This is a genomic window from Salinicola rhizosphaerae, assembly GCF_014652715.1.
GTDB classification, from domain to species: domain Bacteria; phylum Pseudomonadota; class Gammaproteobacteria; order Pseudomonadales; family Halomonadaceae; genus Salinicola; species Salinicola rhizosphaerae.
In genome coordinates this window covers 342,561-355,952 of sequence record NZ_BMZI01000004.1, presented here as the reverse complement: position 1 = coordinate 355,952, position 13,392 = coordinate 342,561, and the positions used below count along the sequence as shown (strand labels likewise).

At 61.9% G+C, this 13,392-nt stretch carries 12 protein-coding genes; 6 read left to right on the top strand and 6 right to left on the bottom strand.

All coding sequences use genetic code 11. The features are described 5' to 3' along the window. Positions 1-75: 75 nt before the first annotated feature. Both IE125_RS10385 and IE125_RS10380 read right to left on the bottom strand, forming a co-directional pair. Positions 76-495, bottom strand: coding sequence for a VOC family protein (locus IE125_RS10385; RefSeq protein WP_189444587.1), 420 nt, complete (start codon positions 493-495; stop codon positions 76-78). 91 nt (positions 496-586) lie between these two features. Further along, the gene (locus tag IE125_RS10380; RefSeq protein WP_189444586.1) at positions 587-1,939 is read right to left on the bottom strand and encodes a carbohydrate porin; all 1,353 of its coding nucleotides are present in this window, start codon (positions 1,937-1,939) and stop codon (positions 587-589) included. A 247-nt stretch (positions 1,940-2,186) separates the two neighbouring features. Between IE125_RS10380 and IE125_RS10375 the strand changes: the two genes are divergently transcribed. From IE125_RS10375 to IE125_RS10365, 3 genes are all read left to right on the top strand, one after another. Beyond that, entirely contained in the window at positions 2,187-3,155 is a 969-nt protein-coding gene (locus IE125_RS10375; protein ID WP_189444585.1) for a GlxA family transcriptional regulator, read from the top strand. Beyond that, positions 3,152-4,345, top strand: a complete 1,194-nt coding sequence (locus tag IE125_RS10370; RefSeq protein ID WP_189444584.1) for an MFS transporter — start codon at positions 3,152-3,154, stop codon at positions 4,343-4,345. Before IE125_RS10375 ends, IE125_RS10370 begins: the two co-directional genes overlap by 4 nt. Positions 4,346-4,442: 97 nt before the next feature. Further along, complete coding sequence (locus tag IE125_RS10365) at positions 4,443-5,204, top strand: DeoR/GlpR family DNA-binding transcription regulator (protein ID WP_189444583.1); 762 nt, start codon at positions 4,443-4,445, stop codon at positions 5,202-5,204. Positions 5,205-5,232: 28 nt separating this feature from the next. Here the strand turns inward: IE125_RS10365 and IE125_RS10360 are convergent, their stop codons facing one another. From IE125_RS10360 to IE125_RS10345, 4 genes are all read right to left on the bottom strand, one after another. Next, positions 5,233-5,925: a type 1 glutamine amidotransferase gene (locus IE125_RS10360; protein WP_189444582.1), complete on the bottom strand. Its 693-nt coding sequence runs from the start codon at positions 5,923-5,925 to the stop codon at positions 5,233-5,235. A gap of 72 nt (positions 5,926-5,997) precedes the next feature. Continuing rightward, positions 5,998-7,275 carry a TRAP transporter large permease gene (locus tag IE125_RS10355; RefSeq protein WP_189444581.1) on the bottom strand — a complete coding sequence of 426 codons (1,278 nt, stop codon included), beginning with the start codon at positions 7,273-7,275 and terminating at the stop codon, positions 5,998-6,000. After that, the gene (locus IE125_RS10350) at positions 7,272-7,775 is read right to left on the bottom strand and encodes a TRAP transporter small permease (RefSeq protein WP_229809043.1); all 504 of its coding nucleotides are present in this window, start codon (positions 7,773-7,775) and stop codon (positions 7,272-7,274) included. Before IE125_RS10350 ends, IE125_RS10355 begins: the two co-directional genes overlap by 4 nt. Positions 7,776-7,898: 123 nt before the next feature. After that, positions 7,899-8,906, bottom strand: a complete 1,008-nt coding sequence (locus IE125_RS10345) for a DctP family TRAP transporter solute-binding subunit (protein WP_189444579.1) — start codon at positions 8,904-8,906, stop codon at positions 7,899-7,901. Between the two features lie 307 nt (positions 8,907-9,213). Here IE125_RS10345 and IE125_RS10340 point away from each other — a divergent pair, with 307 nt between their 5' ends. The 3 genes from IE125_RS10340 (at position 9,214) to IE125_RS10330 (ending at position 13,360) form a co-directional block, all read left to right on the top strand. Further along, on the top strand, positions 9,214-10,614 hold the full coding sequence (locus tag IE125_RS10340; RefSeq protein ID WP_189444578.1) for an NAD(P)/FAD-dependent oxidoreductase: 1,401 nt from the start codon (positions 9,214-9,216) through the stop codon (positions 10,612-10,614). Further along, positions 10,607-11,872: an NAD(P)/FAD-dependent oxidoreductase gene (locus tag IE125_RS10335; protein ID WP_189444577.1), complete on the top strand. Its 1,266-nt coding sequence runs from the start codon at positions 10,607-10,609 to the stop codon at positions 11,870-11,872. The genes IE125_RS10340 and IE125_RS10335 overlap by 8 nt, the downstream gene beginning before the upstream one ends. Before the next feature lie 72 nt (positions 11,873-11,944). Next, the gene (locus IE125_RS10330; RefSeq protein WP_189444576.1) at positions 11,945-13,360 is read left to right on the top strand and encodes an FGGY family carbohydrate kinase; all 1,416 of its coding nucleotides are present in this window, start codon (positions 11,945-11,947) and stop codon (positions 13,358-13,360) included. Positions 13,361-13,392: the final 32 nt, after the last annotated feature.

The window sequence follows — 13,392 nt, the reverse complement described above, 5'->3', positions numbered from 1 at the left end:
CGGCAGACATCACTCCCAATCACGAACGGCTGCCTATGGGCAGCCGTTCGTTTATCGCCGGAAAGCCAGCCGAGCTCAGTAGCCGTCGTCGTAATCGGCAAAAATACCGCGCTCTCGCTCGACGAATTCGATGGTGTTGCCCTCGGGGTCATCAAGAAACAGCGTGCCGATCCCCTCTTTCAGCGGGTCTTCGGTGGAGGTGACATCGTGACGTTTCTGCTCGTTGGTGAGCTGATACGGCGTCAGTCCCTTGTCGAGCAGGTATGCCGCGCATTCGCCCAGCGACGCGACCTGAAAAGCCACGTGGCGAGAGGGGTCGACCGGCGCCGGCGGTTCGTCCGATGGCATGAGATGCAGACTGAATCCGTGACCGGTATCGAGCCAGTTGGTTTTCGAGGCGTGCTGACGCATACCCAGTTTGTCGCGGTAAAAATGCGTCAGCTTTTCCATGTCGTGAGTGGCGATGGCAGCGTGGTGAACGCCCATGAGCTGCATGATGATCTCCTTATCGTGAAAGCGTGCCCTTCCACTTTGGTCTACCTTCGCCGACTCCGCCACCTGTTTAGCAGGCTAATGGCGAGCGATTTCAGAAACTCGCCTTGACCGTCGTACCCAAGACCCAGGCATTGTCGACCGAGTCGACCGCCGAGGGATTGACGACGTACTGAAGGTTCGGCCGCAGCGTCAGATAGTTCGTCAGGTTGACGCTGTAGTACACCTCGGCGTCGTACTCGTGCCCCTGACGCGGCAGCGGCGACAGCGACCCCGCCGGCGTGGCGTTGGCGTAGTCGACCGAATCGTTGACGTCGTCATTGACGTGGAGATAGGCCAACCCGATGCCGGCATCGTCCTGCGGGCGCGCATCGAATGGCCCCTGGTAGGTGGCGCCGATGGAGAGGTAGCGGTCGATGCCGGCGGTATCGCCGTTATTGGTGTCACCCATGCTGAACAGTGTCAGGCCGCGATCAGCACTACCGCCACGGGTCGTGACCTGCTGTCGAACGACATAGTAAAGCCCGGTATTGGTGTCGCTGGTGCGGGTATCCGGGCCCTCGCCGTAGGCGCGGTTTTCGACATTCTGAGTGTAGAACCCGAGCTTGTAGGCCCCGGCCATGCCGTTCAGGGTCGGCGTATAGCCCAGCTCGACCGGGAACAGTGTGCCTTGCGTACCGCTGGTACGCAGATCGAAGCCGTTGTCGTTGTCGAGGTTGCTGTCGTTGAGGTTGAAGGCGCCGATCTGGGCATACCACTGGGGCGTCATGTTGGCACGGACCACCGCCGCCCACTGCGCGATCGGCCAGTTGTAGATGTTGTTACCCCAGTTGCCAGGCTGGGCGCCACCGAAGGCCAGGTTCTGGAAATTGCTGTCGATGGTGGCGAAGTCATCGCCGAAGGGAATACGCCCCAGCTTGACCACCAATGCGTCATCGAAAAAACGCTGGCGGTACCAGAATTGCGTGAGCCGAGTGACCGGTCCCCGCCCCTGGACTTCCTGCACAGAGGAGCCGCCAACGGTCGCGTTCGGATCGCTCAAGCGGTCATTGACACTATGGCCATTACGGTTGGTCACCGTGATCTGAAACTCCGCGTCCGGGATGCTCAACAGCCGCTCGAGGTCGAAGTTGGCGCCGACCGCAAACTGATCCGAATACTTGGTCACGTGGCTATCGCGATAGCCGCCATCGAGGATCGAACCCATCTCGCCGACGTAGTCGAAATCGAAACTGACACCGGCGTCCTCGAGCGCCGTCCGATTCCCGCCCCAGTCGCCGAACATATAGGGCGAATCCGGTGCAAACGCCGAGTAGGCCTGGGCGACCTGTGGCGCTGCCATCGATGCCGCGATGGCGGCCAGCATGGGCATGGGAAGACGGCGCATCAGGCTGCGCTTGTCTCCGGCGACCCTGGCTTCCGGGGAATCATTCGCTCCGCTTGGCATAGCACGCTCCTCGATGTCTCGTCGGGCCAATTTTAATTAGCCTGTTATCAATGAGCCGATAATCATAATCCTCAAGACGCTAGACGGAAATGCCACGATCTAGACAAATCGTGGTGACTTCGACCAAAGAATGGCGAAAGACAACGTGCACGCGACCCAACACCATGTCGTTTTTGGTGGCATAGCTGTCCTTGCCGACGTCCGACAGGCTCCGCACACTGCTGGCATCACTTCAGAGAGCGGCGCCATGCCTGAAACGACCGATATCCTCATCTACCCCGGCTGCCAACTGCTCGACGCCAGTGGACCGTGGCAGGTCTTCGCCAGTGCCAACGAGGAAGCCGAACGCCACTGCTACCGACTGCGGCTGCTGGCCGAGACGCCCGGCCCCGTTTGCACCAATGGCGGCATGACCCTGCTGGCGACCGACGCGCTCGCAGACACCGACGCGGGCGATACCTTGCTGATCGCCGGCGGGCATGGCGTCCATGCGCTGAGTGACGCGTTCATCGATACGCTCGCCAGGCGGATCGCGCAGACGCCGCGCGTCGGCTCGATCTGCACCGGCGCCTTTGCGCTTGCTCGCACCGGGGTGCTGGACGGCCGACGAATCACCACGCACTGGCGTCAGGCCGAACGACTGGCCTCGGCCTTCCCGGCGGTGCGCGTCGAGGCCGATGCGCTCTACCGCGAAAGCGGTGGCATCTATACCAGCGCCGGTGTGACGGCGGGGATCGATCTCGCGCTGGCGCTCGTCGCTCGAGATCACGGTGAAACTCTGGCGAGCCGAGTCGCTCGAGAACTGGTGATGTTTCTGCACCGCCCGGGGGATCAGGCTCAATTCAGCGAGGGAATGCGCTGCCAGCTAGAAAGCCGAGGCCGGCTCCGGACCCTGATAGATTGCGTGCTGGCAGATCCGCTGTCGGATTGGGATCTCGAAACGCTGGCGGAGGCGCTCGCGGTCACGCCCAGACACTTTCAGCGCCTCTTCCGCGAGCAGCTGGCGATGACGCCAGGTGAATTCCTTACTCGGCTGCGTCTGGAGAGCGCTCGCCAGATGCTGTCCGAGGGCAGTGCGCCACTGGCGCGCATCGCCGAGCACTGTCGGTTGGGAGGCCCAGAGCAGCTGCGCCGCTTGTTTCAGCGCCGCTATGGCCTGGCACCCAGCGTCTATCGGGCCCGCTTCGGTACAACGCAGGAAACGAGATCACGATGACAAGCCCCGCCCGCCTACCTTTTGCCGTCTGGGCACTGACCCTGTGTCAGGCCCTGCTGATCAGCGGCAACGTACTGCTGATCGCCATCAATCCACTTATCGGCAGCCGCCTGACACCGAATGCCGACTGGATCACCCTGCCCGTTGCCGCGCAGCTGCTGGGACTCACCGCAGCCACTCTACCGGCCGGCTGGCTCACGGCACGACTCGGGCGCAAGCGCACTTTTATGCTCGCCAACGTCATCGGCCTTTCAGGTATCGCGATCTGCATCTTCGCCCTGACGTCGATGCGATTCTGGCTGTTCAACGCCGGCACGTTCGCCATCGGCATCAGCATCGGGGCGGGTATGCTCTATCGCTTCGCGGCCATCGAACTCGTCGATGCTCGACGCCGAGATGCTGCCCTGGCGCTGGTCATGGCTGGTGGCGTGATCGCCGCCTTCACCGGGCCATGGTTGGCTCGACACTCGCGCCACTGGTTCGAGATCGATTTCATGGGAGCGTTCATCGGTCTCGGGGGACTCTACGTGACGGCCCTGATCGTGCTATCGACGCTGAGATTTCCCGCGCGCCCGGCGAACCCGGTCGCGACTGCCGACCGCCGAACCACGCCGGGAAATCATCGACAACGACTGGCAGCCATCGTCAGCGCCACGCTCGGCTACACCGTGATGAACCTGGCCATGACCGCGACACCGCTCGCCATGACGCAGGCGGGGCACGCCTTTGACCAGGTCGCGAATGTCATTCAGTGGCACATGCTGGCCATGTTCGCGCCCTCGTTTTTCACCGGTCGACTCACCCGTCGCTTCGGCCATGCGCGGATGATTGCGCTCGGCGCCGTATGCCTGCTCGCGAGCATCATCTGCGCGCTGCTGGCACCGGCGCTCTGGGCCTTCGGGATCGGTCTGCTGCTTCTCGGATTGGGCTGGAACTTCGTCTTTCTGCCCGCCAGCGCCTGGTTGACCACAACCCACTCGGCTCAAGAAGCGCCAAGGGTACAAGCGATCAACGACTGTGCGGTGTTTTCGATGACGACGCTCTCGGCACTACTCGCCGGACCGCTCAACGCCTGGCTCGGCTGGCAGTGGCTCAACCTCTGCCTGCTACCGCTGGTGGTGGTGCTCATGGCAGTCGGGCTGGGCACGTCGAGCCACAGACGTCAGCCGGTATCAGCCAACGCCAGATAATTACCAAGGAAAATCGATCGGTCATTTATTGCCGGTTATTTGTGGTTTTGCTGGTAAGGTGGAAAGATCGACGCCGCCAGCCAGCAAGGACATGCACATGCGCCCGAGCGACCGCCATCAGAGAATCATGGACACCTTGAGAATGCGCGAGCGCGCCTCGGTCAGCGAGCTGGCCGATATCATGCAGGCGTCCCAGGAAACCATTCGTCGAGACCTCAACGCGCTGGCAGATCAGGGCCTCCTGGAAAAGTTTCACGGCGGTGCGTCCCTGCCGCCGGCCGGGGATCGTGAAAACGCCTTCCAGACGCGTTTGCACGAACACGCTAGCGAGAAGCAGATGATTGCTCGCCATGCAGCCTCGCTGTTCCGAGCAGGCGACAGTCTATTCATCGATACCGGGACCACGACGCTGATGTTCGCGCGCGCGCTTGCGGGCAAGCAGCCAATGACCATTATCACAAACTCGCTGCAGATTGCCGGCACGCTAGGGTCGACCGGGCATCGGGTTTTCACCATTGGCGGCGAATATCATGCCGATGCGGATGAAAACCTCGGCACACTGGCGCTGGATCAGATTCGACGCTTCAACGCCGAACATGCGGTGATTACCGTCGGCGCGCTGGATCGCGATGGCGCGATGGATTTTTCGTTGGAGGAAGCCGACGTCGCTCGCGCCATGGTCGCTCAGGCCAGTTCGCTGACCGTGATCGCCGATGGCTCCAAACTGGATCGCCGTGCACTGTTCCAGATCTTTCCACTGGCCCGCATCGACCGCCTTGTCGTTGATCGAGCACCCACGCCCGAGCTAGCACGAGCGCTGGATGAAGCGGGCGTCGAACTCTACGTTGCCGAGGCGTGAACGAGGTCCTCGCCGGCCCGCCAAGCGTTCAGGCCAGTGCGCGAGACAGATTGTCGAGAATTCGATGCAGTGTCCGTTCGGCGTTGGCAAGATCCGCAGAAGCACTGCTGTCCGCGGGGCACAGGGCGTGAAAAGGACCGGCGGGTAACTGATCCACTTTCTCGCATGCTAGATAGGCGACACCCTCGGCCTGCATTTCAGGATGTGCCTGAATCGCTAGCACGCGATCACCATATGCCATCATCTGATGGGCGCAGCCTGGGGACGTCGCCAGCCAGCGCGCACCCTCGGGCAAGGTAAAAGTATTACGGTGGAAGAAGAACAGCCGAGTTTCTTCGGCCACACCTTCCAGCAGCGGCTCATCCTGCGCTTCGGTGCGCAGCGTGACGGGCCACCAGCCGGATTCGGCGTGCAAGTGCGGTATCAGCTTTCCACCCAGCGCCTCGGCGATAAGTTGCGACCCCAGACAGATTCCGAGGACACCCTTGCCAGCATCGATGGCACGGCGAATGAAGGCGATCTCGTCATTGATCCACGAACGACATTCTCCCGGCACGCCTCCCAGTACGATCAGCAGATCGAAGGTACTCAGCGCAGGTAGCGATTCGCCGGCGTCGAGCGCGGTTCCCGCAAGGATATGTCCCTGGCGACCCGCCCAGTCGGCTATGTTCCCGACACCCGCCGTGGCCAGATTCTGCAGGTAATGGACGCGAAGTGTCATGAGTAAGGCTCCTCGATAGCGACGACGGGGCGACAGTCAGGCCATATCCGCACCACTGGGTGCGAACCTGGCTCAATGCAGCCAGGAGAAAGGCACCATCACCAACGCCGGGAACAGCACCAGCAGCGCGAGGATGATGATCTCCGCGACAAGAAACGGCATGACACCGGTGATAATGCGATCGATACGGATGCGGGCGACGCCGGCAACGACGTTGAGCACGTTGCCCACCGGCGGCGTCAGCATGCCGAGCGCGCCCGCCATGATGAACACCACGCCGAAGTAGGTCAGATCGATATGTGCTGCCTGACAAAGCGGAATCATGATCGGCATCAGGATCAGCATCAGCGGCGTGAAATCGAGCACCATACCGAGCAGCAGCGTGAGGATCAGGATAGCGGCCAGCAGCAGTCGCGGACTGTCCATGAGTGGCGCCAATGCCTCGACGATCTCCGCCGGCAGGTTGGCGATCGAGACGAGCCAGGCGGAGATCATCGACGCTCCGACCAGAAACATCACCACGGCAGCGGTCTTTCCTGACTCTACCAGCGCGCCGTAGAACCCTTTTATATCCAGCTCGCGATAGACAAGGGCGCCCACGATCGTCGCATAGGCGACGGCAATCACCGAGGCCTCGGTCGGCGTGAAGATACCCAGTCGCATGCCACCGATGATGATGAACGGCAGCACCAGCGCCGGTAGCCCTTTGCCGATGATGCGCCAGAGTGTTCGTCGGTCGGGCTTGTCGAAGGTCTCGTACTGCTTGTTGCGTGCGTGAAAACCCCAGACGGCGGCCAGAGCAGCCGCCATCAGCAGACCCGGCACGATACTCGCCATGAACAGTCCGGTGATCGAGATATTGGCGATCGCCCCGAACACGACCAGCGCGATCGAGGGAGGCAAAATCGGGGCAATGACACCACCCGCCGCGAGCAGCCCGCCACTCTTGCCCTCGGGGTATCCTGCCATCCGCATCATCGGCACGAGAATTGCCGCCAGTGCGGCACTGTCGGCTATGGCCGAACCCGACAGCGAGGCCATGATCAGCGCAGCGACGATACCTACGTAGCCGAGCCCGCCACGCACGTGACCGAATAGCGCCATGGCCACCTCGATGATATGCCTCGACAGTCCGCCACGGTTCATCAGCTCTCCGGCCAGGATGAAAAATGGGATGGCCAGCAAAATGAAGTTATCGGTGCCGTGAATCATGTTCTGGGCCACGATCTGAGCGTTGAAAAAATCGATCTTCAACATCAGGGCAATGGCCGCCGCGATCAGCGACCATGCCACCGGAATACCCAGCACGATGCAGCCGATCAGCACGAGAATGAAGGTTGCAACGATCATGACTCGAATCCTCTGGCCTGCTTCTCGAGCCGATTTTCATCGCCATTGGCGGCGGTGGCGGGCTCATCGTCGGCGGCGAAGCAGCGCTCAGGCGCGGTACGCCCCATCAGCATCCGACCCAGCTTGTAAAGTGTCACCAGCGCCAGCAGCACGCCGGCGATAGTGCCGGTCACATAAGGAATCGACTGTGGCAGGCCGGTCAGCGGGTAGTCGCTACCGAGGTTGATTTCCACCTGGGCCCAGGCACCCGCTACCAGCAGCCAATCGCAGTAGAGCATCAGCAGTCCGCCGGCCAGGACCACTAGTCGACGCAGACCAAGCGGCAGCCGTTCTATCACCAGCGGCATGGCGATGTGCCGGCCTTGGGCCAGCGCCACGACAGCACCCGTGAAGATCAGCCCGCCGAGCAAGATTCGGGACAGCTCTTCGGTGGCCACGAAGCCACTGCCGAAGAAGCGCAGGCAGACATTGGCGAAGACCATGATCACCATGATGAACATAACGAGAGCCAACACTCCTTCGGAGAGTCGGCGCAAAAGAAGAGTCGACATCTAGGACCTTGCAAATGGCGCGTCAATACGTGAAACGAAGCCTCGGGCGCCGGTACCGGCGCCCGAGCACGGTCAGGATGGCTGACGCATGTCACTCAGCGTCTGCTGAATTTGCTGATAGAGGTCGCGATTGTCATCGTTGATGACGCCATCGATGACCGGTTGCACGGCTTTGCGGATCGCCTTCCGCGCAGCGGCATCGAAACTGTCGACCTCCATGCCTCCCTTCCCGGCCAGGAATGCCTTGGCACCGGAGACAGCCTTGCGCATGATCTGCCGCTGAGCCTGTCCGGCTTCCTCGGCGGCCTGCTGCACAATCGCCTTCTGCGCGTCGCTCAGCTGATTCCAGAAAGGCTGGCCAACCAGAACGACCATGGCCGAATAGGCATGCTTGGAGTCCGTGAGGTAATCCTGCACCTCGAAGAAATTGACATCGCGCACCGTCAGTAGCGGATTGTCCTGACCATCGACGGTCCCGGTTTCCAGCGCCGAGTAGATCTCCGGGAACGGTAGCGGCACGGGATTGGCGCCGAGTGCCTTGAAAGTATCCACGAAAATTGGCTCGCCGATGACGCGGAAATCCAGCCCCTCGAAATCGCTGAGCTGAGTAATCGGATGCTGCGAGTTACTCAGATCCCGGAAACCGTTGTCCCAGAAAGTCAACCCATGCAACCCAGTGCCGTCCAAGCCGCCAAGAATGTCGTCGCCGATCGGTCCCAGCAATACCTTGTCGGCCTCGGCATCGTTGTCGAATAGAAATGGCAGGTCGATCAGCTGGAATTTGGGGCTGAAGCGAATCATGTTGGTCGAGGAGGTAATGAAAACCTCTTGCAACCCCCCTCGCAGCGATGCGATCTCCTGAGACTCGTTACCTAACTGCCCGCCAGGATAGTCGGTCGCGGTCATCTCACCGTTTGAGAGTTCATCGAGCTTGTCGATGAAGACCTGGACACCCTGGTCGAAGGCTTTGCCGGGTGCACCGAAATGCCCCACCTTGATATCGCGTGCCTGGGCTCCGCTGCTCACGACCATCAGGCCGGCTGTCAGGCTGAGCGCATAGAGCAAAGTCTTTGGATGCATTGATTGGTCCCACCATTATTGTGTTTGTGAAGATCAAATTTGTGGATTCCCACACTTTCCGCTATCCCTCTGACAACGTCAACAGCAATGACTGCAAAAACCACATCAAAAAAGTTCCAGCGCAGCACTGAAACACCAAGGCGCATATTTCACGCTCCAAAGACAGTAAGACGGTCGAAACTGACTGCATGGCGCGTCGTTCAGTCCGAGGAATACCCGATAACCGGGAGATCACGACACACGCCCTCTATGAACGAGCAAGAAATTCAAGATAGAATCGGTCATCGAATCCACAAGAAAATACAAAATGTCAAAAGCACCCGGTCAAATAGAGCACTATGACGTGGCCGTCATCGGCGGTGGCGTCGTCGGCTGCGCCACCGCTCGTCGCTTTGCCCTGGAAGGTGCTCGCGTCCTTCTGCTGGAGAAAGGCGCGGATATTCTCAGCGGTGCGAGCAAGGCCAATAGCGCCATCCTGCACACGGGCTTCGACGCCCCCTCCGGTAGTCAGGAGCTCGCTTGCATGCAACGCGGCTACGCCGAGTACCGCGAGATCGCCCAACGGCTCAACCTTCCATTGCTGGAGACCGGCGCCATGGTCGTCGCCTGGAACGACGCCGACGAGGCCAAGCTCGATGCGATCCTAGCTCAAGCGCATGCCAACGGTGTCGAGGATGTCGTCCGAATCTCTCGAGACGCCGTTAGACAACGCGAGCCAGCCTTGTCGTCACAGGCCCGAGGCGCCGTCTGGGTGCCCGGTGAGCATGTCATCGACCCATGGTCCGCGCCGCTAGCCTATCTGCAACAGGCGATGGCCAACGGCGCGCACGTCTGGCGCGGTGCCACGGTCGAGGGAGGCGCATTCGACGGCAAGACATGGACACTACTCACCACGCTGGGTGAAGTCCGTTCAACGGAGGTCATCAACTGTGCTGGCCTCTTTGGTGACCATCTCGAACGAGCACTGTTGGGCGAAGCAAGCTTTACGATTCATCCCCGCAAAGGGCAGTTCGTGGTTTTCGACAAAGCCGCAGCCGCAATGCTGAGTTCGATCATCCTGCCAGTGCCCAACGAGCGCACCAAAGGCGTGGTCCTTACCCGGACCATCTATGGCAATCTGCTGGTCGGTCCCACGGCCGAGGAACAGGAGGATCGCGACCACGCCAGTCTCGACGAGGCCATCCTCGACAGCCTCGTCGCGGACGCGATCACCAAGGTGCCCGCGCTTGAGGGCATGCCGATCACGGCAACCTACGCCGGACTGCGACCGGCCACGGAGCAGAAGGCCTACCGCTTGAAGGACCGCCCGGAAGCGAACTGGATCACTCTCGGCGGCGTACGCTCGACAGGACTCACGGCCGCCCTGGGGCTCGCCGAGCACGCCTTTGCCTGCTATCGACAGCGCCGTGCAACCACGCCTATCGGCTCGCCTGTCTGGCCCGCCGTGCCGAATCTGGCGGAGCATCTCCCGCGAGACTGGCAGCAGCCTGGCTACGAGGAGATTGTCTGCCATTGCGAGCTCGTTACTCGCCGCGAGATCGAAGCAGCGCTGGAGAGCCCCTTGCCACCGGGCAATATCGGCGGTCTCAAGCGTCGTACACGGGCCTGCATGGGACGTTGCCAGGGATTCTACTGCGGCGCGCGTGTCGCCGAATTGACCGGCAATTGCCTGACGCCACCGATCAGCACAGGTATCTGGCATGAGTGAAAACACCGCAAGCCATGCCGGCTCGGCAACGGCGGCCACTTCACGCCATATCGCGTGTGACGTCGCCATTGTCGGTTCCGGTCCGGCGGGGCTTTCCGCGGCCATCCGGCTGCGCGAGCATGGCGTCGGACGCGTGGTGGTCGTGGAACGCGAGTCCGAAGCCGGCGGCATTCCTCGCCACTGTGCCCATCCGCCCTACGGCGTTCGCGAATACCACCGCCTGATGACCGGGCCGACCTACGCCAGGCACAACGTAAAACTCGCGCTGGCGGCTGGCGTCGAGATCCTTACCCGCCACACCGTCGTGGCTCTCGACGCGGGCGCCAGACTCAAGCTGACGACTCCGGATGGCCTCGCGACGCTGACGGCCAGACGCGTGCTACTCGCCGTGGGCGCTCGCGAGACTCCACGATCGGCACGCCGCATCTCAGGCGATCGCCCGCTGGGCGTAGTCAATACCGGCACGCTGCAGGCGAGCCTGTTTCTCGAGCATCGCAAACCATTCGAGCAGCCGCTGATCGTCGGTACGGAGCTGGTCAGCCTGTCGGCGATCGCGAGCTGCCGCAAGGCCGGTATCGAACCGGTGGCGATGATCGAGCCACGTGGCCGCCCCACCGCACGCTGGCCTCTCAACCTCTACCCCCGGCTTAATGGCATACCGCTATATGTCAATACCCGGCTTGTCTCCATCGAGGGAAGCGATCGCGTGGAAGCCGCCTGGGTCCAGTCCGGCCGGAGCGGGCCCCGCCGCATTGACTGCGATGGCGTTCTATTGACCGGCGAGTTCACGCCGGAGAGCGCGCTGGTGCGTCAGTCGGCACTGATGCTCGACCCGCGAAGCCAAGGGCCCAGCGTCGATCCATACGGCCGCTGCTCGGATCCGAGCTACTTCGCCGCCGGCAACCTGCTTCGTCCCATCGAGACTGCAGGCTGGTCATGGCGAGAAGGGCGGCGCGTCGCGGATAACCTCGCAACTGATCTCGCCGATGGATTGGCGCAAGAGGAGTGCGTCACAATCAATCTTCGCGACCCGATCAAATACTGTGTGCCGCAGCGCGTGCCCGTCTCGAATACCGATCGAGATGGCCGTCTTCAGCTTCGCGTCACCCAGCCGGTGAAAGGCTCGCTGAGACTCTGGGTCGGGGAACGCGTCGTCTGGCAGTCAACGGGACATTTTCTGCCCGAGCGCCGGATTTTGATACCGTCTCACACGCTCCCAACCCATCTCGATGGACCGGTAAAGGTCGACCTGATTTGACCCAAAACGGGGACGTCGACGTTTTTTGCTTTCCACGGTCTCAAGTCGCCCACAACCGGAACCGACGCTGCCATGCAAATTCTCGCCATCGATCAGGGCACGACGAGTACCCGCGGACTGATTGCCGACAGCCGCGGCCACGCCTCGATTCGGTGTGCCTTTCGCCACGCACAGCACCGGCCCCGAGATGGCTGGGTCGAGCACGATCCGCTGGAGCTGCTGGCCAATATCGAGAAATGTATCCAGCTTGCGGGACCGGTTGACGCGATAGGGCTCGCCAATCAGGGCGAGAGCTGCCTCGCGTGGGACGCCCTCAGCGGTGAGCCGCTGTCGCCGGTAATCGTGTGGCAAGACAACCGCACCACCGAACAGATCGAACGGTTGAAAATGCTCGGCGCAGGCATCAAAACGCGAGAGATCGCCGGCCTGCCGCTCGATCCCTACTTCTCCGCGAGCAAGCTAGCCTGGCTGATCGAAACGCTGCCCCAGGTGGCGGCAGCTCATCGGGCGGGGCGCCTTCGGCTGGGCACCACAGATGCCTTCTTCCTGCAGCGACTGACCGGGCGCTGCATTACCGATGTCACTACCGCCGCGCGCACATCACTGATGGATCTGACAACCTGCCGTTGGGATCCCGAACTCTGCGATCTGTTTGGTGTGCCGATAGATACGCTGCCGTCTATCGGGCCCAGTGCCGGGACGCTTGGCGACGTTCGCGGAACGCCGCTCGGTGCCTCGCTGGTCGACCAGCAAGCCTCCCTATATGGCCACGGCTGCCGACGACCAGGCGATACGAAAGTCACTTTCGGTACCGGCGCCTTCGCCCTCGGGATCGCGCATGAGCCCCTTCGCGACAGCGATAGCGGACTGATTTCCACTCTGGCCTGGCAGGTTGGCAGCGATCCGGCCAGCCACGCGATCGAAGGCGGCGTCTACGATGCCAGCGCTGCCGTGGAGTGGGCCAAGGGGCTGGGACTTTTCCAGGACTACGCCGAACTGGCAAGATTCGAGACATCGAGCGCGATCGGCCGCGAACTCGCGTTTGTACCCGCACTCTCTGGACTCGCCTGCCCCCACTGGGATCGACGCGCCGGCGCCCTCTGGCTCGGCATGCACGGCGGCACCACGAGGCGCGATCTCTGTCAGTCGCTGCTGGAGGGGATCGCCTTGCGCAGTGCCGAGGTCGTTGAAGCGATCAGCGCTCATCTCCCATCGAATCAGCGAATCTCGGTCGATGGCGGGCTCGCCAGGAGCCCCTATTTCGTCCAGTTTTTCGCCGATGTCACTCAGCGCGAGATCGTGACACATGGCGTCGACGAACTGACCGCTTACGGCTGCGCCTCGCTCGCGGCTCAGGGCTCAGGGCTCGGAGCACTGCCGCTGAGTGATACACCGCGCATCGTCTTGCCCGGCGTCAGCATGACGACCGCATCCGCGTGGCGGGAGCGTTTTGCCATCGCTGTTGCCAGGTCCGCGAGCTGGCGCTGATCCCGGCTCGGTACTGGCTGACCCAAACATGA

Bases quoted from the DNA above. Each gene is read 5' to 3' on its own strand.
- IE125_RS10385 (WP_189444587.1), bottom strand. From the start codon at position 495: ATGCAGCTCATGGGCGTTCACCACGCTGCCATCGCCACTCACGACATG.
- IE125_RS10380 (WP_189444586.1), bottom strand. From the start codon at position 1,939: ATGCCAAGCGGAGCGAATGATTCCCCGGAAGCCAGGGTCGCCGGAGAC.
- IE125_RS10375 (WP_189444585.1), top strand. From the start codon at position 2,187: ATGCCTGAAACGACCGATATCCTCATCTACCCCGGCTGCCAACTGCTC.
- IE125_RS10370 (WP_189444584.1), top strand. From the start codon at position 3,152: ATGACAAGCCCCGCCCGCCTACCTTTTGCCGTCTGGGCACTGACCCTG.
- IE125_RS10365 (WP_189444583.1), top strand. From the start codon at position 4,443: ATGCGCCCGAGCGACCGCCATCAGAGAATCATGGACACCTTGAGAATG.
- IE125_RS10360 (WP_189444582.1), bottom strand. From the start codon at position 5,925: ATGACACTTCGCGTCCATTACCTGCAGAATCTGGCCACGGCGGGTGTC.
- IE125_RS10355 (WP_189444581.1), bottom strand. From the start codon at position 7,275: ATGATCGTTGCAACCTTCATTCTCGTGCTGATCGGCTGCATCGTGCTG.
- IE125_RS10350 (WP_229809043.1), bottom strand. From the start codon at position 7,775: ATGTTCATCATGGTGATCATGGTCTTCGCCAATGTCTGCCTGCGCTTC.
- IE125_RS10345 (WP_189444579.1), bottom strand. From the start codon at position 8,906: ATGCATCCAAAGACTTTGCTCTATGCGCTCAGCCTGACAGCCGGCCTG.
- IE125_RS10340 (WP_189444578.1), top strand. From the start codon at position 9,214: ATGTCAAAAGCACCCGGTCAAATAGAGCACTATGACGTGGCCGTCATC.
- IE125_RS10335 (WP_189444577.1), top strand. From the start codon at position 10,607: ATGAGTGAAAACACCGCAAGCCATGCCGGCTCGGCAACGGCGGCCACT.
- IE125_RS10330 (WP_189444576.1), top strand. From the start codon at position 11,945: ATGCAAATTCTCGCCATCGATCAGGGCACGACGAGTACCCGCGGACTG.